This window comes from Bacillus cereus group sp. BcHK124 (assembly GCF_027712065.1).
GTDB classification, from domain to species: domain Bacteria; phylum Bacillota; class Bacilli; order Bacillales; family Bacillaceae_G; genus Bacillus_A; species Bacillus_A pacificus.
Genome location: NZ_JAQFPJ010000002.1, coordinates 56,856 through 81,539, shown reverse-complemented (window position 1 = coordinate 81,539; position 24,684 = coordinate 56,856). Strand labels below are relative to the sequence as shown.

Sequence of the window (24,684 nt, the reverse complement as noted above, 5' to 3'; positions counted from 1 at the left end):
TATGGAGCAATTAAAAAAACAAGTTTGTGATTATATTGAGAGTCATGAAGAAGAAAGCGTAAAATTTTTAAAACGATTAATTCAAGAAAAGAGCGTATCTGGTGAGGAAAGTGGTGCGCAGGCAATTGTAATTGAAAAATTACGTGAGCTAGGTTTAGATCTTGATATATGGGAGCCATCATTTTCTAAAATGAAAGATCATCCTTATTTTGTATCACCGCGTACAAGTTTTTCAGATAGCCCGAACATTGTGGCAACCCTTAAAGGAAGCGGCGACGGGAAATCTATGATATTAAATGGGCATATTGATGTCGTACCAGAAGGAGATGTGAATCAGTGGGATCATCATCCTTATAGTGGTGAGAAAATAGGAAATCGTATATATGGTCGTGGAACAACAGATATGAAGGGCGGCAATGTCGCATTAATGCTTGCGATGGAAGCAATTATTGAATCTCGTATTGAATTAAAAGGAGATATTTATTTTCAAAGTGTAATAGAAGAAGAAAGCGGCGGAGCAGGAACATTAGCAACTATATTACGAGGATATAAAGCAGATGGTGTTATTATTCCGGAGCCAACAAATATGAAGTTTTTCCCGAAACAACAAGGATCCATGTGGTTTCGTCTACATGTGAAAGGGAAAGCAGCACACGGTGGGACGCGTTATGAAGGAGTAAGTGCAATTGAAAAAAGTATGTTTGTTGTAGATCATTTGAGAAAGCTGGAAGAGAAGAGAAATGACCGAATTACAGATCCATTATTTAAAGGAATCCCGATCCCAATTCCAATTAATATTGGGAAAATTGAAGGCGGTAGCTGGCCAAGTTCTGTTCCTGATTCGTTAATTTTAGAAGGAAGATGCGGTATTGCGCCGAATGAGACTATAGAGGCAGCAAAAGAAGAGTTCGAGAATTGGATCGCTGAATTAAATGATGTGAACAATTGGTTTGTTGAAAATCCTGTAGAAGTGGAATGGTTTGGAGCAAGATGGGTTCCAGGTGAACTAGAAGAAAATCATGAGTTAATTACAACGCTCGAGCATAACTTCGTTGAAATCGAAGGGAATAAACCGATTATTGAAGCATCTCCGTGGGGGACTGATGGAGGCTTATTTACACAAATCGCCGGTGTACCAACGATAGTATTTGGCCCAGGAGAAACGAAAGTAGCGCATTATCCAAACGAATATATAGAAGTTGATAAAATGATAGCTGCCGCAAAAATTATTGCATGTACATTACTAGATTGGTGTGAGGTGAAAAAATGAAATACTATGAATCTTTTAGAGAACAGACGAATGGCCATACAGTAGAAGGCGTTTTGGACTATTTTAATAAACGTATTCGAGTAGACCACTACACAGGAAATATTGAGAGAATCATCCAAACAATTGACGAATTAGCAGAGAAACATTCTTTCACTAAATGTATTGTTAAAGGAAAGGGAGAGCATGTTTCAACATGGCTCTCTTTCGGTTTTTTATTAGAAGCAACAATACCACATTATTTTCAAGGTCACGATGCATACTTCTTCGTGAAATTTAATAATGATGAAAGACGAAATAGTATTCATTGGGCTGAGGAAGATACTATTTTAAGCGGTGTAAAAGCAAAAGAAGTAAAGGAAAAAATAGTTCCGGAAAAATTCCTATTAAGAAAAGCGACAGAAGAGGACGCAGAAGAATTAGCAGCTGTCTTTGGAGAAGTATTTGAAGTGTATCCGACTCCTTTAAACGAAGCGAGTTATGTAAAACAAACGATGAAAGAAGACGATACAATTTACTATGTGTATGAATTCGAGGGGAAAATAATTAGTACAGCGTCTGCAGAAATGAATATAAAAGAAGGAAATGCAGAATTAACGAATTGTGCGACCTTACCCGAATATCGTAAACATGGGTTTATGAAAAGTTTATTAATTAAGTTAGAAGAAGAACTTCAAGAAAAATCGATTTTCTGTTCTTATACAATTGCTCGATCGCTTTCTTTCGGAATGAATGCAGCCTTTCATCAGTTAGGCTATACGTATACAGGAAGATTGGCGAACAATTGCTACATTTTTGATAAGCTAGAAGATATGAATATATGGGTAAAAGATTTGTCTAAATAGTACGTTATAAAAATAGAACGGAATCGTCATGCTTATAATCGCACATAGGTGTGCCGGAAATTCGGCATAGTATTTGCTGGATTTTCGGCAAGAGGGGGGATGACATTGCTAGCAGTTTCGACACAAGAAGTCATTGAGGCGATTTTGGGCAGTATTGATGAGGCTATACACGCAGTAGATGAAAATGGTATTACAATTTTCTATAATACTGTAGCTGCAAAACACGATGGATCAAAAATTGAAAAAGTGTTAGGTAAACATTTGTTAGAAGCGTTTCCTTCTTTATCTAGGGAAACAAGTACGTTGATGAAAGTATTAGATACAAAAAAACCAATCGTTCATCAAGTGCAGCATTATCAAAACTTAAATGGGGAAGACATTTGTACAGTAAATACGACGTTACCTATTTTCATAGATGGAAATATTGCTGGAGCTGTTGAAATTGCAAAAGATTATTCCACAGTACAAAAACTTACCGATACAATAGTCGATTTGCAGTCGAAAATAAAGCGGTCATCTAGAAAAAAAGCGGTCAAAAAGGATGTTGCATTTGAAACGATCGTGACGAATGATGCTCGGTTTAAACAGACGAAAGAATTAGCACAAAAAGTAGCCCCAACCGATGCGAATGTTTTAATATATGGGGAAACAGGAACAGGGAAAGAGTTATTTGTACAAGCGATTCATGAAGCCTCTAAGCGAAAGAACAAGCCGTTTATTGCACAAAACTGTGCAGCTTTGCCAGAGTCTCTATTAGAAAGTTTATTGTTTGGAACGACGAAAGGTAGTTATACGGGGGCAATTGAACGAGCGGGCTTATTTGAACTTGTAGATGGAGGGACATTGTTTTTAGATGAACTGAATTCAATGCCACTCGATTTACAAGCGAAAATGCTACGTGTATTAGAAGATGGTGTTATTCGTCGTATTGGTGATAATAAGACGAGAAAAGTAGATGTTCGCGTTATTACCGCAATGAATCAGCCACCAGAAATATGTTTAAAAGAGAATAAAATTCGCACTGATTTATACTATCGATTAAATGTCTTTTCATTATATATTCCGCCGCTCCGTGAAAGAACGGAGGATGTATTATTGTTAGCGTCTTATTTTTTGAAAGAATATAATAAAAGTTATAAAAAAGGTGTACTTCAAATGGATAAGGAAGCGAAAGAAAGACTACAAGCTTACCAATGGCCTGGAAATGTTCGGGAGTTAAAACATACGATTGAACATGCTGTCATTATTGCAGAAGGGAATACATTAACAGCTAATTGTTTACCGCGTACATTTCGGAAAGAGAGTTTTCCAAAGAAGAAGGGCATATTGCCTCTTAGAGAAGCACTTCATCAAACGGAAAAAGAATTAATAGATCAAGCGTTAATTGAAACAGAAGGGAATATATTACAAGCTGCAAAAATGTTAGGTATCCCTCGTCAGACGCTTCAATATAAACTGAGTAAGTACGACAAAACCGCCGAATAATTGGCGGTTTTTGTGTGTTTGCACCAATAAAAGAGCGTTTACATATATAAAAAGTAATGAATATGATAGTATGTATGGATTTCATACAGTGCTTAAAAATATTTTTTTCGCTTATATAATAGGGTTATCCGTACATTTACTTATCAATAAAGTAAAGTTGGCATAACTATTGCTTATATAAAGGATGAGCGTATAAAAAGGGGGAATAGCAATGTTACATGATGTATACAAACCAAATCGTCACTGGAAGGATATCGAATTATGGAAAGATGTTACTGAAGAGCAATGGAATGATTGGGTTTGGCAATTAACGAATACGATCAAAACGTTAGATGACTTAAAGAAAGTGATTAACTTAACACCTGATGAAGAAGAGGGCGTTAAAATTTCAACGAAAACGATCCCGTTAAATATTACACCGTACTATGCTTGGTTAATGAATCCTGATGACCCACGCTGTCCGATTCGGATGCAATCTGTACCGATCTCGGAAGAGTTATATAAAACAAAATATGATTTAGAAGATCCGCTTCATGAAGATGAAGATTCACCAGTTCCAGGGTTAACACATCGTTATCCTGACCGCGTACTATTCTTAGTAACGAATCAATGTTCTATGTATTGTCGTTACTGTACACGCCGTCGTTTTAGTGGACAAATTGGAATGGGTGTGCCGAAGAAACAATTAGATGATGCAATTGCTTACATTCGTGAAACACCACAAGTACGAGATGTATTAATCTCTGGTGGTGATGGTCTTCTTATTAACGATAAAATTTTAGAATATGTATTAAAAAATTTACGAGAGATTCCGCACGTTGAGATTATTCGTATCGGAACGAGAGCGCCGGTAGTATTCCCTCAGCGTATTACAGAAAACTTATGTAACATTATTAAAAAATATCATCCAGTATGGTTAAATACACATTTCAATACATCTATTGAAATTACTGAAGAATCGAAAAAAGCATGTGAAATGTTAGCGAATGCTGGTGTTCCAGTCGGAAACCAAGCAGTAATTTTAGCTGGTATTAATGACAGCGTTCCAATTATGAAAAAACTAATGCATGACTTAGTAAAAATCCGTGTACGTCCATATTATATTTATCAATGTGACTTATCTGAAGGTATTGGTCATTTCCGTGCACCAGTTTCTAAAGGTCTTGAAATTATTGAAGGTTTACGCGGACATACGTCTGGTTATGCAGTACCAACATTCGTTGTTGATGCACCAGGAGGGGGCGGTAAAATTGCGCTTCAACCAAACTATTTAATCTCGCAAAGTGCAGATAAAGTTGTACTTCGTAACTTTGAAGGTGTTATCACAACGTATCCAGAGCCAGAAAGCTACATTCCAGGAAGAGCAGAAGGGTACTTTAAAGAAATTTATCCAAACTACGAAGAAAAACGTTCAGATGTTGGTATCGCAGGCCTTATGAGTGATAAGAAATTCAACCTTGTTCCAGACGACTTACAGCGTATGAACCGTCGTAAAGACTATGAAGAGAATGAAACGCATGCAACATTAAAAGATAAACGTGATAAGCGGGACCAATTGAAAGATAAAAAATATCAAGCACAAATGGCTAAATTAGAAGAAAACGACAAAAAAACCGAGGGTGATGCAGTATGAATTGTATGTGGTGTGACAGTACAGAAGCAAAAGAAAGCTTAAATACTGTATATTGGGAATTGCCAGATGGTACGAAAGCCATTGAAATCCAAGAGACACCATGCATTTCTTGTTCCTCATGTGGTATGGACTATCAATCAGATCAAACAGTGAAAGAAATAGAAGATCAATTGTTTTTAATTTATACGAAAGATTTACCAAAACAACTAACATATGAAGAATTAATGGGAAGACCCCGTCTATTAAAAAGAAATTATTTTGACTTTTAACCAGCTTTTATGCTGGTTTTTTTCTTTTTTGCCTTGTATAATGTACCCAAGTTAGAAAGGTAGGGAATATTTTTGAAAAAGACATTTTACCACTATATGATGAAGCATCGTGCAGCTTTATTTAGTAATGAAATATCGAATTTAGCAGAGGCAATGTACGATGATTTAAGTTTTCCGAAGCAATCTGAAGATTACGATGAAATTAGTTCATACTTAGAGCTAAGTGGAATGCTAGCAAGTATGTCTATATTTGATGAAGCGTGGGAGTTATACATACAAGATAGATAAAAACTATATGAACTTTTTTGACGTGAAGCTAGTCTATTTGCTAGCTTTTTTTACGTTGTAAATAAATTTTCATATGGTGATATTTTTTATTGAAAAAATTTATGAATATACGCTTCTGTGATAAGCGTTTTTATGTAGGTTGCATATACTGTTATCAAAATCACGACGTCAAAAAAAGGAGAGATATAGATGGCAAGGAAAAAGCAACCTAAATATAACGTAGGGGACATAGTCGTGATTACGCTATATGGAACCGTTGGTAAAATCACAAATATGAAGGTTTTAGATGGAGTTTACGTATACGAAGTCAATAATCATGATGGATTTTACGTAGAGCAAACATTGCAGCATGTTACTGAGCAAGATATGAAAAAAGGTGAAACTGAGTGGATTGAATTAAACTATAATTTCACATTTGGTGATCTCGTGCAAGTAACAGGATACGATAAAGATGTGTTTCGAATTGTTGGTTTTCGTACAGAAGTATGGAGATATAAAAATGACGCATGGGAAGATACAATATATGAACTATCACGAATTACGGATGGTGAATGGTTAGAAGCGGATGAGTCAGATTTAACGTTACTTGCTAATGCTCAAACGGCAAATGCAATTTTGAAGAAAATGAAACAAGATAAAGCAGGTATGAATAAATTAGATTTAGGAAAATTAAAGTCAATTAACAACTCAAAAAAAGTGAGTGTTAAGACAAATCGTCAAGAAATCATTGATGGATTACTTGATATTTATAACGATTACCAATTGTTATTTGATACATTTAAAGATGAAGAATACAAAATTGTTATGGATGTTGTTCATAATTATTTAGTTAAATTGACAGAGAAAAAATAGTTAACTAGAAAGAGAGAATGAATTGAACAACAACATATGCAGTATAAGGTATGCCTACAACTATTAAAAAAATAAAAAGCCATTTAATAAGAGAGTCTGCCCATTGATCTTCATGCATGAACTCTTCTTTTGTTTGCCCTACTTCTTGCGTTACCTCGTATTGATATTCCATAATTATTTCCCCCTTTTGATAGCTTGTACTACCATCGTATGCATCTCGTCCAAAGGATATGACCTATAAAAAAAGAAAAACTATTTTTCTAATCTCATATACATAATTTTGAGATTTTTTCATAAAACAGAAATAAAGGAGTGATGCTCATGAAGGAAATTGAAGTCGTAATTGATACGGAAGAGATTGCGGAGTTTTTTTATGAGCAACTAATTGAAAGAGGATACGTCCCAAAACGAGAAGAAATTGAAGATCTTGCAGATATTACATTCGAGTACTTATTAGAGAAATGTATGATTGATGAAGTTTTTGATGAAGAGGATGAGTGAAAGTAACGACGGGCCTAACTCGTCGTTTTTTACTCTTTACAAACTTGTCACAAATGTAGCCAGCAATAGTTGGTATAATTAAAAGAAAATTTTACTCAAGAGGTGAAGGGATGTTCAAAAAAATTATTGATTCTTTATTAGGAAAGAAAAAATATCGTTCGTATTCTAGTAGTGATTATCGCCATAGAGGTCGCTCTTATTCAAGTAGCGATTATAAACGACGTTCATCTGGTTATGGGCATCATCATTATAAAAGAAAACGTAAAAGCCGTAGCTTCTTTTCAAGTAGCTAATGAAATGGCGTCGTATACTAGCTTTATTAGATAGACCACTACGAAAAAACACAATTGTCGCAGAACGTTATAAAATTGAATCAGTAATTGGAATGGGCAGTTATGGGGTTACATATGTCGTTAATGATTTACAAATAAATAGATATAAAGTCTTAAAACAATTAAGACAAAGTAAACAAAGATATGAGTCCGGTAGAAAATCATTTGAGCATGAGAAAATGATTTTACAAACATTAAACCATCATGCAATTCCTAGTTTATATGATCATTTCGTATGGGAGAAAAAAAGCTTTTTTGTGATGGAATATATGCCTGGTAAAAATTTCGAGGATTATATTTTCTCGGATGGGCATGTATATACAGAACGTGAAGTTTTTAAAATTTTATATGAAATATTAGAAATTGTATCAGTTTTTCATAGTAAAGGTATTATTCACCGAGATTTACGCATTCCAAACATATTAATGAAAGAAAACGAAATTAGTATTATTGATTTTGGATTGGCGAAATTGAAAGGCGAGGGGGATGAACGAGCTACAACTTATGAGGGTGAACAAGCTTTGATGCGAGAAGTTCACTTTCGTAGCGATTTTTATGCGCTTGGTCATTTCTCATTATTTTTATTATATGCAGGCTATGAATCTAATGAAAAACATGAAAAGCCATGGTATGACGAATTAACTTTGGAAAATTACAACCGTGAAATGTTGATGCGTATGTTACAAATAAAAACGCCGTACTATGAGAATGTACAAGATTTAAAAAAAGATGTAGCTTTTGCTTTAGAAAGGATGGAGAATCCATGTTTCAAAAGTTTTTAGCAAGCGTTGGTATTAGGTTTTAAAGCGCGTCATATAGAATGTGAAGAATTACCGTATCGATTACGTAAGCAAGTTCCATTTGCACAAGAATTTGAGTTTGTTCCTGTTTCCGGAGAGTATTATGGAAAATTAGATGAACTAGAATTATTAATTTTACCAAGTGCTTACGATCGCCTAGAGATTATTATGGAAGTAGACAGAAAATCTCGCGGATTAGCAGGTTTATTTGCAGAAGCACTTGATCTTGATGAGAAAGTGAGTCGCTTTACAGTAACGAATGAAGATATTCCAACGATGAAAGAAACAATTAACAATTATATTTTTTAATAAACTATGCATAAAAAAGAAATGGAGAGGAAAACTAAAACAACCGCTCCATTTTTTTGCATAGTGAGGTTATGTATGTGAAACGATATCGACATTTATACTTGTTAAGTTTTACGCTACTCATTTGTTTTGTCGTATTATCACTTTCGTATCATACCGCTTGTATTGAGAAATTTGACAATATAGTCGCACATTTTATTCAAAGTTTTCGAAACGATTATTTGACAGCCTACTTTACTTGGGTGTCTTTTATCGGTTCCAAAAGAATATATTTTCCGTTACTCATTATTCTTGTAATGTATTTTCTCGTTAGAAAAAAGTTGCTTAGTGCTTTACTTCTAACAATTAATTATTATGGATCTCGTTATTTAAACAGTATGCTTAAACTATGGTACGAGCGAGCAAGACCTGATGTAACACAGCTTGTTACTGCAACTGGATATAGTTTTCCGAGCGGTCATACGATGAATGCTACTGCTTTTTTAGGATTTATTGCATACGTCACGATTACAGAAGAACGTATTACGTTGCATAAAAAATTGTTGATTATTTTTATAGCGAGCTTTGTTGTATTATCTATTTCAGTTAGCCGAATATATCTTGGCGTTCACTATCCATCTGACATATTAGCAGGATGGGCAGCTGGCGGTAGCTGGCTCGTTTTATGTGTTATATTTCATAAAACGTTCATTAAAAAAGAACCTATGTCATAATAGGTTCTTTTTCCATTGGTTCAACATGAATGTGCGCATGATAAATGCCAAATTTTTTCCGAAGCATTGCCTCGATGTTGTCAGTAATACAGTGACTTTCTCCAACATCCATACGAGCATCTACCTCGATTGTAATATCAACGTACGTTTGATTCCCGTACATACGAGCGCGAATATCTACGATGTTTTCCACGCCACCAATATGTTCAATCGCATCAGCGTACTCTTCCATCTTATCTGGATCGATTCCATCCGTTAACATATGAGAAGCTTCTACGAAAATCTCCCATGCAGTTTTACAAATAATAAGACCGACAATTAAAGCAGCAATAGGATCTAAAATAGGCATTTGGAACTGCGAACCGACAATACCTACTACTGTACCAATACTTACGAGGGCATCTGATAAATTATCCTTTGCAGCTGCTTCTAATGATTTACTTCTTGTTCGTGCTGCAATCTTTTTCGTATACAAATACACACAGTACATAACGACAGCAGAAAATAAAGCTACCCATGCAGCAAGTACATTAGGTGCAGCTTGTTTCGGATTTAAAAAAGATTGAATGGCACTAATAACAACTTCTAATCCGACCGTTGCCATAATAAAAGAAGCAACAAGTGATGCAATTTGTTCTGCACGCGAATGCCCATAAGGATGATCTGGATCACGAGGTTTCCGAGAGATTTTTAGACCAATTAATATAGCTAAAGAAGCACCGATATCCGTTAAGTTATTTAAACCGTCAGCACGTAATGCGCTAGAGAGGGTAATATAACTGATGATGATTTTCATAGAGGATAAAAATATGTAGGCCATAATGCTGACAATCGCACCTTTATCAGCTTCTTTATGAGAAAGAGTATCCATTTTAATCACTCACCTTTCTACAAGGAATTTCTTTCTATAAATAGAGTATCAAACGAAAGTCGTGTGGGTCTATACAAACATTGTTGACGTTTTTTAGCTTTTTAAGAAGGGGATAACAAAGTTTCGTGAAGGAAAAATATGTTGTAAAGTGCAAAGTTAGGATATGAACGCGATTTGGATCTATGTATAACGGAAGGGGGAGGAGAAGGGAGTTCAAATATGTACACTTCTGACAGCTGATTTGGAAAAAATAAAAACCCTCTAGAAAATATTTTTCAGAGGGTTTTCATCTTAGTATGCTTCTAAAAACTCAGTAACTTGCTCTTCAGTTTTTGCGTTAGCACTATGTAAGTGGCCTAGCTTCTCACCATTTTGATATACAAGTAAACTTGGAATACCCATTACTTGATACTCTTCAGCGATACTTGGGAACTCATCTTTATTAATAGAATACCATTCAAACTTATTGAACTCTTCCATCACATCACCGATAAAGTTGTCCATACGCACGCAATCTGGACACCATGTAGTATAGAACTTAACAACTACTGGCTCCTCGCTTGCGATGATGTCTTTGAATTCCTGTTCTGATTTGATTTCTTTCATGTTTTTGACTCCTCTCAATGTCAATCGGATATGCTAGTATTTTTATGCAAAATCCGTAATTGCAAACATATTGCAAACAATAGTTTTGATGAAATAGATTGTTTGCAATATCTTCGACTGCTTCTATGTCCTGATCATTCATTTGTGATTTTTGGATATACACCTTAAATCCTAGTAACGAATATTAGGAACCTCACTTTTCTTTATAAGCTTTTTCATGAGCTATGTCAAACTTCTGAAATTACATGGGTTACCGTTATATGGCGGACAAACCAAACCGTAGTTGTTATAGCCTTCAACCATATTGCTCGTTTTCCTCAGAAATTTTTTGCAGATGGTCATTTAATGCCATTAAAGTAATGTCAGGCAAAACCAGCAATCTATTTCCTATAGATGTTTTAGGTTTATGAAATTTTTTTGTGATATGAGAGAGGGAACGATTAATAGATAAAGTTCTTCCTTCAAAATCAATATCCTTCCATTACTATCAAATCATTGATTAGCGGTATCGCCATGATTTGCCGATTTTATACAGCTCAAATGAAGATGATGAGTGTTCACTTGAAACGTATATTGATGGGGAAGATCACGATGAAATTGACAAGTCAATAAAATACCAACTCATTGATTACGCACTAGACAAAAGAAATGAAAAACTGTTCCGTAAGTTGATTGCGAATTAAGGGGGAGGTGAAAGGCTAGTGGTCCTTTACAAATTCAAACTCACTACCATTTTCGAACAATGGCCGAATGAAGAATATGTGGTAGCAGAAACTGAAGGAAAGGCAAGATTCCTGTATTGGCGAAAGTTCAGAACAAAGTTTCTAATAATGCCGATGGCTGAATTCATGAAGTTTGTAACGTGCGAGAATGAAGGTGTTTTTGATAGCAAGCGAATGTATAGCGCAGAACAAGCGTTTAAGAAAATGTAGCTGGCATGTGGGGTACGCGATCGTTGGAAACTGGAAAACTGATCTATTCGTTTTGTTCGATGGGGAAATTGAGAAGCATAATTGCCATCCTTATTGGGAAATTGCTTACTATAATGATGAGGGGAACGTGGTTCGAAGCTACCAGAAGGGAGAGTATGCGATATAAGAAAAAGAGGACTAGCAGTCGTACCTGCCGTCCTTTAGTAGGAGAAAAGTATTCTTGGTTAAAACTACGAATAAACAGAAAATCTGCTTGTAATTAGTTTTAACCTAAATGTACGTGTCTATACAAAAAAAGGAGCTGTCTCATAAGTCTCTTTGGAAGTAAAATCACATGAAATTGAAAAAGCAGAAACGTTATTAAATCAACGTTTCTGCCTTTCACTTTTTATTCGATTTTGACTAAAAAGCACTTTTTGGGACAGTCTCTAGGAAGCGAAATCCCAAGCACCAAAATGGCTCGTATTGGTCTACAGGTTCAAAAGTAGTATATGTAAAACGAAAAAATCTCATACAAAAAGCAGACAACGATTTTGGTTGTCTGCCAGTGAGTCGAATGAGTTAGCTAATTGTGATAAATTGCATTCCCATTGCGAGAAGAGTGAAGCTGCTAGTTCAAACAGCTTGTTAGTATTATTTTCGATATTTTAAAAAATATACACAGAAAGCAGATAAGTGAAGAACCTATCTGCTTCTGCTGTAACAAAAGAAAGAAGTATTAGCCGTGGATACGGCGGCTTGAAAATAGTATGTATTTTTATTTGAAAAATATTCAAGGGGTGAAGACATAGGGAATCTTTGATAAACGGTGTCTATGAAAGTACTCAGTTAATCAATAAAGAAAAAGAGTAAATATAACAGCCATTGATTTAGTTTCATTTAGGAGATAGGAATGATGATAATGGTTAAAACAATATCAATTATCGTAGGCGTTGCTTGTGATCTGGTGGGCGTCTTGTTTGTTGTTAAGGAAAGATAAAGAGGTAGACTAGCAATTTGAAGAATAAATAGGAATATTATTAGTTTAAAACACAAAACATAGGCTAGTAAACAAGCTGTTTCCCCTTTTATTCATAGAATATAATGAATTCTATTTATAGAGGAGGTAATCATATTTATGGGATGGAATAATAATTTTCGAGATTGTGATAGATTTTGGGATGATTTAATGTTTGGCAGATGCAGACACAGAGATTGTGATGACCGTCGTTGTAGACGTGATCGTGACTGCGATTGTGATGAGTGTCGTCGCAGACGTAATCATGAACGTGATCGTGATCATGATCATGATGATCGTCGAAATTGGTAAATTCCTTGGAAAGAGTGCTTTGAAGAAAAGCGCTCTTTTTTGTTCAGGGATAATAGGGAAAATAAAAAAAGAGAGCTAATGCTCTCTTTTTTTGGATGTGGTAATTAATCACAAATTGGTATTCCAAGCACTCTTAGAGCCAATGCTACTTGAAGCGAAATCTCTAATCTAGCAATTTCGATACCAGCTACTGAAAGAACTAAAAAAGGTTGTCCATTTACAAACACAACGCAACTATCCATGGTTACGCCTCCTTTCTAGCAATCTACTATAGTATATGAACGGATTATTAATATGTAATAGTTGAATTAATTGATTTTATAGAATTGATAGATTAGTCCATTTAAACAAAACAAACGAACTCAACGAATTGAACAGGCAAAACAAAGGTTAGAAGAGGAAAAGAGACAGAAGTTCGCAGCAGAAGTACGTGATCTATAAAACAAAAGAGCTAGAAAAAGAGAAAAATAAAAAAAAGATTTATTAAGGATGGTTGATGGGAAAGTTATGTTTTATGAGGTTATCTCATTGATAGATAGTGGATATAACCCTTACTTGTTATCGAAAGCATTGAATATAGATTGCCAAACTATAATTACAATTAAAGAATATAGAAAAGGGTTTAAAGTACCATGGAATTATAAAAGGATGATTAAACATCAAGATATAATGTACTCCTTAACTGGGAAGGAAGGTAAAGGAAATTCAAGATTAAATCATTTACTATAAAGTAGCGAATTCGCTGCTTTTTATTTTATAAAGAAAAAAGCCCTATCTGGGGCTAGATGATTTTCTTCATGCTACAATGACGGCATTCTCTTGAGAAGATGAAATTTTTAATGGAACTTTTGAATACGGAATTACCACAATTATCACAGCGACCGCTGATCTTATTATCAGGATGTTCTTCGTATGTGTATATTTTGCTTAAATCGTATTTTTGTTCATGTTCTTTATTTTCCATTCGTTTCACCTGCATATCAATCTGAATTAAAGCAGCTGAAGCACAATAACATGAAGTGTTCACGTAGTGGATGCTTTTTATTTTGCAAAAAGAACCTGCAAACATGCAGATTCTCCTGATAATGATTTATGAAGTAAGACCCGAAAATATAATACAATGATTTGAAAATGAGTTCAAGTAAATGAAAAGAACCCGCTGGAGTTCGGGTCCTTTTCAGAAGTGATGATGTTTTCTCGGCTTGGGAACTGAGAAAATACAAAAATATAATACAATGAGTTTTAGAGAATTTCAAGACTGAATTAGAGTAATTTTGGAAGAGAATGAAGGATGGATAATCAAAATAAAAAAATGGAATTTGCAATTGTTGAATTAAGAATTCAAGTTACTGGACTGCAACAAACGATTAATGAATTAACACGGAGAGTAATTATGTTAGAAAGGAATTAGTAATGAAAGTTGATACAAATCATGTTCAAGAAATAGTCAAACAATCTATGGTAATTAAAAAGATTAACGACAATAAATCGGTAGGGATGGATTGTAAAGTTGGGTATGTAAAGAGAAGCCCACATAGTACGAGTAGCCGTTTACTCAGAAGAGTCCGTATAGCATCTTATATTTGGGAGATTAAATCTGAAATGGTTGAAAATGTATTTAGGGAAGCGATAGATGTAAGGAATGAGAAAATTAAGATTGCTTTTGCAAATACGAAAAAAGGTCCTGTTATTTCCAACAAGACCTTTCCTAAAATGGCAAAGAGTAACTCTTACCTTACTCTTCTCGTATATAATACATGAAAAAGATAGATGTGTATACAACAAGAAATTCCAATATAATTATTCGAATATAGTGTTTAAAAATAAAGGGGTGGAATTTAAAATAAGGAATTAAATTACAAACGTTGATTTATCAATTGGTTTGAATGTTTTTCTATCAACTTGTAGTAAATAAAGTGATATTGAGATAATAAGATATGTAATTTTGCATACCGGATTGTCAAGCTGAATAAGGGGGTAAATGATACGGAAGTTGAAGGAGAGTAATACTGAAATTTCATTTGCCTGTTTACTGTGTGAAATAAATTCATTTGAATAGAAGCAAAAATAGAGGTTTGCCTTAGACATTTATGAAGGTTAAGAATATTTATAAAGAAAGGAGTAAATACACAGGTCCGATTTTTGTAATGATGGAGGGAATTGATGTGGACATAACTCAAAGTATGGCGCGAATAGTGGTTAATGGGAAAGATCTTCCGTTTAATTCAGTTAGAACTTCTGCATGGAATCAAGGGCCTGTAACTGATTTAATTGTTTCAACAAACCAAAGAGTCGAAGAGTTTTATCAATTCATGTGGTCACAAGTGCCAATTACACTTGCGATGTATTTTCTTCAAGGAGCGGACTTAATGAGGTTTGCTAGAATTATTGGGATTAATCAAAGTGTAACGGGAGAATATATTTATCATTTTTCTTGGGGATAAAACGAATATAATGTAGCATAATAGCTGCTTTTTTATTTTGTGAAATTTTATAGGGTGGTGAATAGGAGGTTAGGAAAATAAGGTTAGAGCGTGATATAGAGAATTTGTGAATGTATTTAAGCTCGTAAAGATACTCGGTTACTTCTTTTAATACAATGGGGTTTACAAACAAATGTATAGAAGTATACATAAGATAATATGAAATGAGACGAATAATATCCTCTTCATGTATATTACAATTAACAAGAAGTACGTAGAGAAGGCGGCTATAAATATGAAATTTTTAAGGAGCACAAAAAATAAAAAAACAGAGAGACATATTTTGTCCCTCTGTTTTTTTATATTATTCACAAATAGTTCCGGTTGCTATACCAGTTGGGGCAACACCTACTGGAACCGTATCTATAACCGTATTTGTAGCAGTATTGATAACAGAAACAGTATTACTACCTTGGTTTGTAACGTATGCGAGAGTGCCGTCTGGTATGATCGTTACTTGATCCGGGGATAAAGCAACAGGAATTGTATCGATTACAGTATTTGTCGCCACGCTTATTACTGATACATTATTACTTACTTTATTTACAACGTAAATACGAGTGCCATCTGGTGTAATATCTATACCAACCGGTTCAGAACCTACGCTAATTGTATTAATAACGGAATTCGTAGTGGTGTCAATAACAGAAACAGTATTGCTATTTTGATTTGTGACATAGGCACGAGTGCCATCTAGTGTAAAGACGATTATTCTAGGACGAATGCCAACAGGAATGGTAGCGCTAACTGTATTCGTAGCAGTATCAATAACAGAAATATTGTTGCTTAATTCGTTTGCAACATATGCAAAGGCCCCATTTGGAGAAACAGTGATTCCTTGTGGAGCGTTGCCAACAGGAATGGTAGCAACAACTGTGTTAGTAGCAGCATTAATAACAGAGACCGTATTGTTACCGTGATTTCCAACATAAACAGTTGTGTTATTTGGAGAAACAGCTACACCGATTGGATTAGATCCAACAGGGATGGTAGCAATAACTGTATTCGTAGCCGTATTAATAACAGAAACGGTATTAGAAAAAATATTAGTAACATAAGCGCGAGTCCCATTTGGAGAAACGGTTACTTCGAGAGGTGCATTACCTACAGTGATTGTAGCAACAACTGTATTTGTTCCGGTATTAATTACAGATACTGTATCATTTGTTGGATCATCTATGGCTCCTGCATTTGTAACATAAACAAGGAAATTACATGCAGGTCCAGTCGGTCCAGTCGGTCCAGTCGGCCCAGTCGGTCCCGGTGGACATTCACACTCTCCAGTTGGCCCTGGTGGTCCTTCCGGTCCTTGAATACCTTGCACACCTTGAGGTCCAGTCGGCCCTGGTGGTCCTTCCGGTCCTTGAATACCTTGCACACCTTGAGGTCCAGTCGGCCCTTCGAGTCCTTCTGGCCCTTGAAGACCTTGGATACCTTGAGGTCCAGTTGGTCCTTCTGGTCCCTCCGGCCCTTGAATTCCTTGTACCCCCTGAGGTCCAGTCGGCCCTGGTGGTCCAGGAACTCCCATTCCGGTTCCGGATCCAGTTGGCCCTGGTGGTCCCGGTGGTCCTTGAATACCTTGCACACCTTGGGGCCCAGTCGGTCCCGGTGGTCCTTCTGGCCCTTGAAGCCCTTCCACGCCTTGAGGACCAGTCGCTCCTGCAATTCCTTCCGGCCCTTGAAGCCCTTGGACACCTTGAGGACCAGTCGCTCCTTCTGGTCCTTCTGGCCCTTGAATACCTTGGACACCTTGAGGTCCAGTCGCTCCTTTAGGTCCTGGAAATCCTCTAGGTCCAGTCGCGCCAGTAGGACCGGGTATTCCGGTAATATTTAATAGAGAACTATTCAATATTCCTTGCAAAATTAAGTTGAATGTTTGTTGTAACAATGGGTCTGATATATTGGAACAACTAATGAGCGAAGATAAATTTTGGAATAGAAATTGAAATAACGCAGAGATTTGAGTAAGCGATGCAGTAGGTAAGGAATTAATTAATTGAGTTATAGTTCGTATAACTAAATTTCTATTTGGAGTATTTGGTTGCACTGTAATAATTAAATCGTTTAATGCCTGTAATGCAGATTGGAGTATTTGTATAGTTGTCGGATTTGGCGTGGTAAAGAAAGAAAGGATAGCTTGGTTTAATCGGTTAATTAGGGACAATAATTCTTGTTGTTGAGAAAATGAGAAAAAAACAGGTGTACAACAATTACTTTGATTGCAAGAGGATATAGAAATAAAACAGGGAAATTGGAACTTTTTGCACGGGTCGTTTGAGTTTTGATTGTTTTTCATAATTACCTCCTTTTAAAAAATTTAAATAGTAAGTACATTTGATAATCAATATTTGCTTCTAATTGTAATGTGTTTATGAGTATAAGTTATATGTGAAATACCCAGGAACATTTTTTTTAAGTATATGTAAATAAAATGGAGGTGTTCTTATGAGACTAGTAATATTGTAAAAATTTGATGATAATTATAAGGTTAATTAAGTTAGAGTCTAATGAAGTTCCATTTAGAATTTTATGTAAGGTTATTCATTTTTTTATTATGCTTTAAAAATTCAATCATGTTTAATAATTGAAACGAGTAATTGAAATATGAAATTGAAGATATTAAAAGAAAGAATAAAATGAGAAACTTACTAAAAGTTAACGTACTAGTTTTCAGCACTTCCTAAAAAAAGAATCATACTATGATTTGTAATAGCTTATATGGAAGTGAGTTGAAAATAATGTTTTATTCATATTTTGCTAATCAACCTAGTATGCGACCAGCGTATGGTACATCAATCACGTTTAGCGGAGCACAAAGTACAGTTCAAGCTGTTCAACAAGCGTTACAAATGCAACAACAAATGCAAATGCAGCAACAAGGTATCCAGCCTTATTATTCATCCATGGAGTATTTTTATCCAGTGTATCAAATCACACCGTATGGAAGTTCTTTTCTTACAATTCCATATGGAACTGTATTTAATTTATAAATGGAAAGTTTAATTAGTAGGGAGCTGGTAACTCAAACCGAGTATTAACCATCATCAATTGGATATATACGGGAAACCCAGCTCCCACCTACCTTTATGGCATATGCCGAATTTTTAGGTAGCCGCAAATAGCGGAAACAATTGAGGGGGATGAGTGTATATGTAAGCGTCAAATCGTTCCATCTACAATTTGTAAATAGCTGATGAGAGAAACTTTATACATACTCTACAAGTGTTTTTTTTGATAAGAAAATATCGATAGAAGAAAGAATGAGAATTATCTTATCATGACAAATGATGGATAGTGACACTATATGAAAGGATACATGAACATTTACTAACGCGAACCAGGACGAGAGGTAACAAATATGTTTCCTACTATTGATATCGTTTGGTATGCCGTTAATACAGGATTAGAGGAGAAGCAAATAAATGATGAGGGGATATATGTAGCACCGATTGGCTTCATAGACGGAGTTTTAAGTACTTCGGAAGACGTCTCACATTTTGAAGCAGCAAGATTCCCTTCTCCAATTAAATAACGAAGAGAATAAAATACTTTTCAGTAGGTCTAGTTAATCCCCTGTACCGAATGGTGGGGGATTATTATTGTTTTTTAAAAATATATAAGTAAATCGATTAAACATAGTTTGTTTCATGAAAATTTCACATGCTAAAGATGTAATGATGAAAGGTAAAGTTTTAAAATTATTTTTTACAGTTTTGATGTCGAAAGGGCTATCTTATTTTAAGTATGAGATCTTCTACAGGTAATACAAAGAGTAAGTAACAAGGTTGTAAAAGTTCTTTGGCATTACATTTGCTAGTTGCCTAACGGTATAAAAAGACATCTTAATTTATGTCCGTATAATTACAGGCTTTTTCATTACTATATAGAAATTACATATTTAACATCGGTTTGCGCAGGTATTACTATTGTATGGAAAGGAATAACATTAAGGCAAGTACACTATATAAAAATAAAATAAATCCTAAGATGAGTAGTATGGGGTGCAACTTGAACATATTTGACCTCCTTGAGTATATAAAGAATTTTAATACATCTTTGGTCAATTTAGAAGGAAAATATATTAGGTGAATGGTGCTTGAATGGATACACTAATTTAAAAGAGTAGTGAATGTATAATAAAGAAGTATGGGGGCACCTTGACTAGATTGTTTATAAAGGGCAGGTCGATTTACTACACTACGTGAAATATAAAAGTAATCAGATTTATATGTACAGAATAAGGGATGAATAAAAAAAGAGCATACATAAAAAGTACGCTCTAAAGAAAGATAGGTTTTATGAGTGGATAATCTCCATACGATAATATATGCTTGGTTAATGAAAATGTGTGAAAAATCAATAAATTATCAATGGAATATCATGAAATAAGTAATTTTAGTCTATTAATCAAGTTGTGTAGTTAACCAAATTGTAAGGATTGTGTATAGAACGGATTAACAACTCGATAATGATTGTACTTCAGTTTCGTATTTCGTATAGTTTGGATATTGCGTAATAGTTTGACATTTAGGTGTGGAAAGTTGATTAATTATAGAAACATTTGTAATTACCTCGTTACAAGGGCCGAAAAATGTAACTTTTAATTTTGAATTTGGTGGAACTTTGAAAACAATAGGTTTTTTCTCCATGAAATCAGCTCCTATGATGCAGTATTGTATACTGCGTTTTTTCGTTCATAATTATAAAGACGTACTAATATAATATGAACTTTTAGTTGAGTTGATAATGATATGGAGTTCTATGGCATGGGGAAATGTGGAAAATGCAGTAAAAACTGAGAATGTTCTATACAATGTATAATCAATATAATAGGTAAAAGTAAAAAATAAGTAATTTATCTAATACGCTTTTTTTCTTGCTACATATTATAGTAGTAAGAATTGTATTAGGAGGTAATGAAAGATTGCAAGAAAATGTACAAGCTCAACCTCAGCTTTCACCACCATGGATCACATATTTCAATGAGTTGAAAAATTCAATTGGTGCTGATCCAACAGTTACAGTTGGTCCGCTAATTCCAGTTGGCGGGAATTATATTATTTTAGTGCACGCGTTAAGTGATGAAAAAGCGAGAGCGTTAGCAACGCTTCTAAAATCTTTTGTGGAATTTGGGAATGTAAGTGTAACAGTTATTGTAACTAATAATGAAAATGACATTGTAAATCCACTGCCATGTCCACTAGATGCATTTGAAATTGCCCATTTATTTCAAGTGGCGCTAGAAAATAATCCTTATTTCGAACAAGTTGTTGTACAGCCTCAACTCCCTGGTGGGGCAAATGTTGTCTTTCCTGTTTTTGCTGCAAAAGTAATTCAATTTTTTAATGATGACATTTCAAATTTATGTCAAACATTTACTGGTGTTGCTGCAAATGTATTTCATGATGTAATGAACGATGATGTTTGTGGTATCCCAATATTATTCTCCACAAGCTGTGTTCCGAGCAGTGAAAGTGCACAATTACAAAATACAGATTTAACACCAAAACTGTTTTATTAAATTGTGAGAAGACATTTTCATTAATAGAAAATGTCTTTTTCGTATGCATTAACGTTATTTTGTAGAGTTATTGCGGACGATAAACGAGGCTTCCACTGATAAAATTGTTACTGAATCTTATATAGAGTGTAAAGATAGTATTTTTGAATTGAAATATAAAAGAAATGAGAGATAAATTGTTTTCGTTAATATAGAATAATCACAAAAAATACAGTAAATTAACTTTCATACATATGTTTCATAGTATAAAGAAGATTAATTACAAAAAACGAAGATTAGTAATAGAGAAAATGGTTCTAATATTAGCGCAAAAGATAGATTGATTAACTAATGTTATCTACTGATACATAGTTTTTTCACATGAAATGAATTACATGTAGAAAACACATTGTTTACACAAGTTTATTGTATAGTTATTCTTGTATAATAATAAAAGTGAGGTATTTTGAATTGAAAAAGAAAAAGCTATTTTTAGGAACAATTATTTCATGCGTAGTACTGGCATTATCCGCATGTGGTTCCTCAGACAACGTAGTAACATCAAAAGTAGGAAATGTTACAGAGAAAGAGTTAAGTAAAGAATTAAGACAAAAATATGGGGAAAGTACTTTATACCAAATGGTGTTAAGTAAGGCGTTGCTCGATAAATATAAAGTTTCAGATGAGGAAGCAAAAAAGAAAGTAGAAGAAGCAAAAGATAAAATGGGTGAGAACTTTAAAGCGACTTTAGAACAACTTGGATTGAAAAACGAAGATGAATTAAAAGAAAAAATGAAGCCAGAAATTGCATTTGAAAAAGCGATTAAAGCTACTGTCACAGAAAAAGATGTCAAAGATAACTATAAGCCAGAACTGAAAGTAAGTCACATTTTAGTGAAAGATGAAAAGACTGCTAAAGAAGTGAAAGAGAAAGTAAATAATGGTGAAGACTTTGCGGCTTTAGCGAAGCAATACTCAGAGGATACCGGTTCCAAAGAACAAGGCGGAGAAATAGCTGGTTTTGCACCAGGGCAAACGGTGAAAGAATTTGAGGAAGCTGCATATAAATTAGATGCAGGACAAGTAAGTGATCCAGTAAAAACAACTTACGGTTACCATATTATTAAAGTGACAGATAAAAAAGAATTGAAGCCATTTGATGAAGTGAAAGATGATATTCGTAAAGATTTAGAACAGCAAAGACTACAAGACACGACAGGTAAATGGAAGCAACAAGTAGTCAATGATTTATTGAAAGATGCTGATATTAAGGTGAATGATAAAGAGTTTAAAAAGACATTTGAATTTCTAGAAAAGAAATAATGACTGTAATTAGAAAAGGGAACCTTTAAAGGTTCCCTTTTCTAGTTAGTGTGTGAGTTATAAATAGATAGTAAGACAATACAATATTACATATAAATATTAAGAATTACAATGGAAATTTATGTAATTGTCTTGGAGTAGGTTAATCATTACTTCGTAGAATATTGATATTATAATGTTTTGTTTCATCTCATTAAATATAAAACGAATTAATTAATTTTAGCCCATTATTTGTAGGCAGTAAGATTTGCGTAGGCTAATTATTAGTCAGGAATGAACAAAGCTTGAGTGGATTAAAGTTTCACTTTACCCCACTTTAATGGGCAGTAAGACCCCCATCTCAAAATTCAGCGAAAGCAAAGAAGTTAGGTGGGGATCAACTGCCCATAAAAGTCCGATTGGTTCAACTAATAATCAGTGGGGGATGAAGAAAACCCCCACTGATTAAAGTTTCATTTTATAGAAGTGGATAAACATAATTTGCAGAATGAAACATACAATAAGATTGAAATATATTGACGTTAAATGAAGTGAAAAGCAGAGCATTCTATTAAGATGGATGTTCTTTTTAGTATGAAATTTTAAGGAGAAGAATGAATACTTTTAAATGAATTATTGAATAGATAAATAAATTATGTAGGGGGAGAAAATGTGAAAGTAATTTTTCAAAGAGAAGACGGAGGAAAAATTTTTGAATCGTATGATGAAGATATAAATAACCTATTAGCTATTTTAAAAGAAACGAAAGGGATTAAAATCGGGATGGTTGAATATGAGGTATTAAAATACGAATTAGAGTATTTTCGAAACCCGAAAAAAGCAGTAACAGAGAGGGAGTTACATATAATAGTACAACCAAAATATATTTAATAATTAGAGTGAATTATTAATGAATAGTTTTATGCAGTATGTACGAAAAGAGAGTGTTTAAATTGCTCTCTTTTCATAGAAATTCATAAGGAACGAATGGAGGTCCGTTATAAATCCCTTAAATTTTGTGAGTTCGTTCTTTATAATATATGCTTTCATTTATAGATGGTTAATAAACTCGAAAAAATTAAAACTTTTTAGTTGATCTTTTCACCTCCCATTTAATAGGAAGTGAAAAGATCGTTTGATGAAGAAAAAATAAATCTCTTCTCAAAAGAACGTAAGTTCGTGTATAATTAGAACGAATGTTCTTTTTAGTGTAGATAGTATAAGATTTAGAAATAAAGTGAAACTGTAATTAGCGGGTGTTTACGGGGAGTTGATTTTCGACTTACTTTCCTTGTATGTCTTGAATTTTGAGGTAGGAGATTTCTTACCTGTTCATGCGGGAGAAATATGAGCCGAGCAATTATTAAAGAATAATCGAAGCACAATATGTTTGAAATAGAATGGATAAATAATCGAGGAGATAGAGAAATGAATGATGTAAAGATGCAAAGAGCAAAAAGAGAATGGGTTCCATTTACAGTAATGTCGGAACAGTTATTAAGTATGCGAAAGGTTATTGGAGAGAAATTTAAAGTACAAAAACCATTCTTAACAAAAGAAGCAAAAGAGGGAATTTCTGATAAATTATTAATGTCATTATTGTCTGAGAAAGAAATATTGGTGACATATTTTGAAGATGGGTACATACTTACAAGCTATATGACAGTTGTACATATAAATCCGCTAAAGCGCATTGTAATGTGTACTGACGCGTTTTATAAAACTTACGTATTTAATACTACGGATATTATTGAAATAACGTAAAGTAAGCTAAAAGTTAACTTTTAGCTTACTTTACGTTATGTTAGATGTGGAACAGAAAAAATGAAACGGAAAAGCAGCTAGCTTCATACTAGCTGCTAAGCCCCAGGGAAAGGGAGAAAAAGATAGGGTACTCCAAAAATCAACAATAGCTGTATAACAGCCTGATTATAGTATGGACAAATTTAAAATTCTTAAACAGAACGATGAAAAAATAGGGTTAAGCTGTACCGACTTGGTTTTGATCCGCAAGGTCAGAATCAAACGTATTAGTCGCACTCACACCATTAAAAGTATTAACAACAAAACCAACGTTGGAAGCGCCAGATCCATTATAAGCCTTCGTATTTTCTTTTGGAGAAACGTTGTAGAAATCACCTAAGTTAAATGAACCGTTACTATTTTGTACAACTAAATTCCCTACAACTGAGGGCATAGTTTTCACCCACTTTACAATCATTTGTTAACACTACTATATGGTCTTATAGTCCAAATGGTTCATCTAACAAAAATTGCGGAATAGTAAAACGTTTGAAGTGTAGCTTAATCCCATAATAAAAGTGTGTTAAACTGAATGTAAGGTTACGTAATTAAAAATGAAAATTGTATAATTATCATATATGAAA

28 protein-coding genes and 4 pseudogenes are annotated in these 24,684 nt (G+C 34.2%); 23 read left to right on the top strand and 9 right to left on the bottom strand.

What is annotated here, in order from left to right:
- Position 1: 1 nt before the first annotated feature.
- The 7 genes from PDK19_RS05520 (at position 2) to PDK19_RS05490 (ending at position 6,639) form a co-directional block, all read left to right on the top strand.
- The gene (locus tag PDK19_RS05520; protein ID WP_000436704.1) at positions 2-1,270 is read left to right on the top strand and encodes a peptidase; all 1,269 of its coding nucleotides are present in this window, start codon (positions 2-4) and stop codon (positions 1,268-1,270) included.
- Positions 1,267-2,112 (top strand): putative beta-lysine N-acetyltransferase, encoded by an 846-nt coding sequence (gene ablB, locus PDK19_RS05515; RefSeq protein ID WP_000878610.1) that lies wholly within the window; start codon positions 1,267-1,269, stop codon positions 2,110-2,112. Before PDK19_RS05520 ends, ablB begins: the two co-directional genes overlap by 4 nt.
- A gap of 99 nt (positions 2,113-2,211) precedes the next feature.
- Entirely contained in the window at positions 2,212-3,597 is a 1,386-nt protein-coding gene (gene rocR / locus PDK19_RS05510; protein ID WP_011040293.1) for an arginine utilization transcriptional regulator RocR, read from the top strand.
- A 211-nt stretch (positions 3,598-3,808) separates the two neighbouring features.
- On the top strand, positions 3,809-5,230 hold the full coding sequence (gene ablA / locus PDK19_RS05505; RefSeq protein ID WP_000902137.1) for a lysine 2,3-aminomutase: 1,422 nt from the start codon (positions 3,809-3,811) through the stop codon (positions 5,228-5,230).
- Positions 5,227-5,499, top strand: coding sequence for a YokU family protein (locus PDK19_RS05500; protein ID WP_000995764.1), 273 nt, complete (start codon positions 5,227-5,229; stop codon positions 5,497-5,499). Before ablA ends, PDK19_RS05500 begins: the two co-directional genes overlap by 4 nt.
- 72 nt (positions 5,500-5,571) lie before the next feature.
- The gene (locus PDK19_RS05495; protein WP_000750723.1) at positions 5,572-5,787 is read left to right on the top strand and encodes a YozE family protein; all 216 of its coding nucleotides are present in this window, start codon (positions 5,572-5,574) and stop codon (positions 5,785-5,787) included.
- A 189-nt stretch (positions 5,788-5,976) separates the two neighbouring features.
- Positions 5,977-6,639: a hypothetical protein gene (locus PDK19_RS05490; RefSeq protein ID WP_000101501.1), complete on the top strand. Its 663-nt coding sequence runs from the start codon at positions 5,977-5,979 to the stop codon at positions 6,637-6,639.
- 4 nt (positions 6,640-6,643) lie between these two features.
- Here the strand turns inward: PDK19_RS05490 and PDK19_RS05485 are convergent, their stop codons facing one another.
- On the bottom strand, positions 6,644-6,811 hold the full coding sequence (locus tag PDK19_RS05485; RefSeq protein ID WP_011040294.1) for a DUF3930 family protein: 168 nt from the start codon (positions 6,809-6,811) through the stop codon (positions 6,644-6,646).
- A 149-nt stretch (positions 6,812-6,960) separates the two neighbouring features.
- On the opposite strand from PDK19_RS05485, the gene PDK19_RS05480 reads away from it, so the two are divergent.
- From PDK19_RS05480 to PDK19_RS05460, 5 genes and pseudogenes are all read left to right on the top strand, one after another.
- Positions 6,961-7,140 carry a YozD family protein gene (locus PDK19_RS05480; protein WP_000658451.1) on the top strand — a complete coding sequence of 60 codons (180 nt, stop codon included), beginning with the start codon at positions 6,961-6,963 and terminating at the stop codon, positions 7,138-7,140.
- 110 nt (positions 7,141-7,250) lie between these two features.
- Complete coding sequence (locus PDK19_RS05475) at positions 7,251-7,433, top strand: hypothetical protein (protein WP_000473370.1); 183 nt, start codon at positions 7,251-7,253, stop codon at positions 7,431-7,433.
- On the top strand, positions 7,433-8,254 hold the full coding sequence (locus PDK19_RS05470) for a serine/threonine protein kinase (RefSeq protein WP_049111072.1): 822 nt from the start codon (positions 7,433-7,435) through the stop codon (positions 8,252-8,254). The genes PDK19_RS05475 and PDK19_RS05470 overlap by 1 nt, the downstream gene beginning before the upstream one ends.
- Positions 8,255-8,266: 12 nt before the next feature.
- A pseudogene (locus PDK19_RS05465) lies at positions 8,267-8,581 on the top strand (sporulation protein); the annotation flags it as partial.
- Positions 8,582-8,658: 77 nt separating this feature from the next.
- A complete protein-coding gene (locus tag PDK19_RS05460) occupies positions 8,659-9,294 on the top strand; it encodes a phosphatase PAP2 family protein (RefSeq protein ID WP_000833365.1) in 636 nt (211 codons plus the stop codon).
- On the opposite strand, the gene PDK19_RS05455 is transcribed toward PDK19_RS05460, so the two are convergent.
- From PDK19_RS05455 to PDK19_RS27365, 3 genes and pseudogenes are all read right to left on the bottom strand, one after another.
- A complete protein-coding gene (locus PDK19_RS05455; RefSeq protein WP_000380386.1) occupies positions 9,284-10,165 on the bottom strand; it encodes a cation diffusion facilitator family transporter in 882 nt (293 codons plus the stop codon). The two genes, PDK19_RS05460 and PDK19_RS05455, sit on opposite strands and share 11 nt — an antisense overlap.
- 291 nt (positions 10,166-10,456) lie before the next feature.
- Positions 10,457-10,771: a thioredoxin family protein gene (locus PDK19_RS05450; RefSeq protein ID WP_270706708.1), complete on the bottom strand. Its 315-nt coding sequence runs from the start codon at positions 10,769-10,771 to the stop codon at positions 10,457-10,459.
- A gap of 225 nt (positions 10,772-10,996) precedes the next feature.
- Positions 10,997-11,195: pseudogene (locus PDK19_RS27365) on the bottom strand (site-specific integrase); the annotation flags it as partial.
- A gap of 277 nt (positions 11,196-11,472) precedes the next feature.
- Here PDK19_RS27365 and PDK19_RS05440 point away from each other — a divergent pair.
- On the top strand, positions 11,473-11,703 hold the full coding sequence (locus PDK19_RS05440) for a hypothetical protein (protein ID WP_071713386.1): 231 nt from the start codon (positions 11,473-11,475) through the stop codon (positions 11,701-11,703).
- Between the two features lie 1,117 nt (positions 11,704-12,820).
- Positions 12,821-13,012, top strand: coding sequence for a hypothetical protein (locus PDK19_RS05435; RefSeq protein WP_071713387.1), 192 nt, complete (start codon positions 12,821-12,823; stop codon positions 13,010-13,012).
- A 104-nt stretch (positions 13,013-13,116) separates the two neighbouring features.
- Here the strand turns inward: PDK19_RS05435 and PDK19_RS05430 are convergent, their stop codons facing one another.
- Together PDK19_RS05430 and PDK19_RS05425 are read right to left on the bottom strand one after the other, a co-directional pair.
- Complete coding sequence (locus tag PDK19_RS05430; protein ID WP_000376554.1) at positions 13,117-13,254, bottom strand: DUF3956 domain-containing protein; 138 nt, start codon at positions 13,252-13,254, stop codon at positions 13,117-13,119.
- Between the two features lie 539 nt (positions 13,255-13,793).
- Positions 13,794-13,976, bottom strand: coding sequence for a hypothetical protein (locus PDK19_RS05425; RefSeq protein ID WP_270706798.1), 183 nt, complete (start codon positions 13,974-13,976; stop codon positions 13,794-13,796).
- Positions 13,977-14,425: 449 nt separating this feature from the next.
- On the opposite strand from PDK19_RS05425, the gene PDK19_RS05415 reads away from it, so the two are divergent.
- Both PDK19_RS05415 and PDK19_RS05410 read left to right on the top strand, forming a co-directional pair.
- Positions 14,426-14,773, top strand: a complete 348-nt coding sequence (locus PDK19_RS05415) for a terminase small subunit (RefSeq protein WP_074567773.1) — start codon at positions 14,426-14,428, stop codon at positions 14,771-14,773.
- Between the two features lie 329 nt (positions 14,774-15,102).
- Positions 15,103-15,456, top strand: coding sequence for a hypothetical protein (locus PDK19_RS05410; protein ID WP_074567774.1), 354 nt, complete (start codon positions 15,103-15,105; stop codon positions 15,454-15,456).
- 343 nt (positions 15,457-15,799) lie between these two features.
- Here PDK19_RS05410 and PDK19_RS05405 read toward each other — a convergent pair whose 3' ends face one another.
- Positions 15,800-17,791, bottom strand: coding sequence for a beta-propeller fold lactonase family protein (locus PDK19_RS05405; protein ID WP_153044308.1), 1,992 nt, complete (start codon positions 17,789-17,791; stop codon positions 15,800-15,802).
- 442 nt (positions 17,792-18,233) lie between these two features.
- Between PDK19_RS05405 and PDK19_RS05400 the strand changes: the two genes are divergently transcribed.
- The 3 genes and pseudogenes from PDK19_RS05400 to PDK19_RS05390 form a co-directional block, all read left to right on the top strand.
- Positions 18,234-18,485: a DUF3947 family protein gene (locus PDK19_RS05400; RefSeq protein WP_014893769.1), complete on the top strand. Its 252-nt coding sequence runs from the start codon at positions 18,234-18,236 to the stop codon at positions 18,483-18,485.
- A 353-nt stretch (positions 18,486-18,838) separates the two neighbouring features.
- Positions 18,839-18,973 (top strand): annotated as a pseudogene (locus PDK19_RS05395) (anti sigma factor C-terminal domain-containing protein); the annotation flags it as partial.
- Positions 18,953-19,027, top strand: a pseudogene (locus tag PDK19_RS05390) (ABC transporter permease); the annotation flags it as partial. The pseudogenes PDK19_RS05395 and PDK19_RS05390, both read left to right, overlap by 21 nt.
- A gap of 922 nt (positions 19,028-19,949) precedes the next feature.
- Here the strand turns inward: PDK19_RS05390 and PDK19_RS05385 are convergent.
- The gene (locus PDK19_RS05385; protein ID WP_000412566.1) at positions 19,950-20,144 is read right to left on the bottom strand and encodes a hypothetical protein; all 195 of its coding nucleotides are present in this window, start codon (positions 20,142-20,144) and stop codon (positions 19,950-19,952) included.
- A gap of 275 nt (positions 20,145-20,419) precedes the next feature.
- Between PDK19_RS05385 and PDK19_RS05380 the strand changes: the two genes are divergently transcribed.
- The 4 genes from PDK19_RS05380 (at position 20,420) to PDK19_RS05365 (ending at position 24,061) form a co-directional block, all read left to right on the top strand.
- The gene (locus tag PDK19_RS05380) at positions 20,420-21,016 is read left to right on the top strand and encodes a hypothetical protein (protein WP_014893767.1); all 597 of its coding nucleotides are present in this window, start codon (positions 20,420-20,422) and stop codon (positions 21,014-21,016) included.
- A 450-nt stretch (positions 21,017-21,466) separates the two neighbouring features.
- On the top strand, positions 21,467-22,318 hold the full coding sequence (locus tag PDK19_RS05375) for a peptidylprolyl isomerase PrsA (protein ID WP_074615477.1): 852 nt from the start codon (positions 21,467-21,469) through the stop codon (positions 22,316-22,318).
- A gap of 651 nt (positions 22,319-22,969) precedes the next feature.
- Positions 22,970-23,188: a hypothetical protein gene (locus PDK19_RS05370; RefSeq protein ID WP_000864286.1), complete on the top strand. Its 219-nt coding sequence runs from the start codon at positions 22,970-22,972 to the stop codon at positions 23,186-23,188.
- Between the two features lie 537 nt (positions 23,189-23,725).
- Positions 23,726-24,061 (top strand): YolD-like family protein, encoded by a 336-nt coding sequence (locus PDK19_RS05365; RefSeq protein WP_001000621.1) that lies wholly within the window; start codon positions 23,726-23,728, stop codon positions 24,059-24,061.
- 217 nt (positions 24,062-24,278) lie between these two features.
- Here the strand turns inward: PDK19_RS05365 and gerPF are convergent, their stop codons facing one another.
- Positions 24,279-24,494, bottom strand: a complete 216-nt coding sequence (gerPF, locus tag PDK19_RS05360) for a spore germination protein GerPF (protein ID WP_001141565.1) — start codon at positions 24,492-24,494, stop codon at positions 24,279-24,281.
- Between the last annotated feature and the right edge of the window lie 190 nt (positions 24,495-24,684).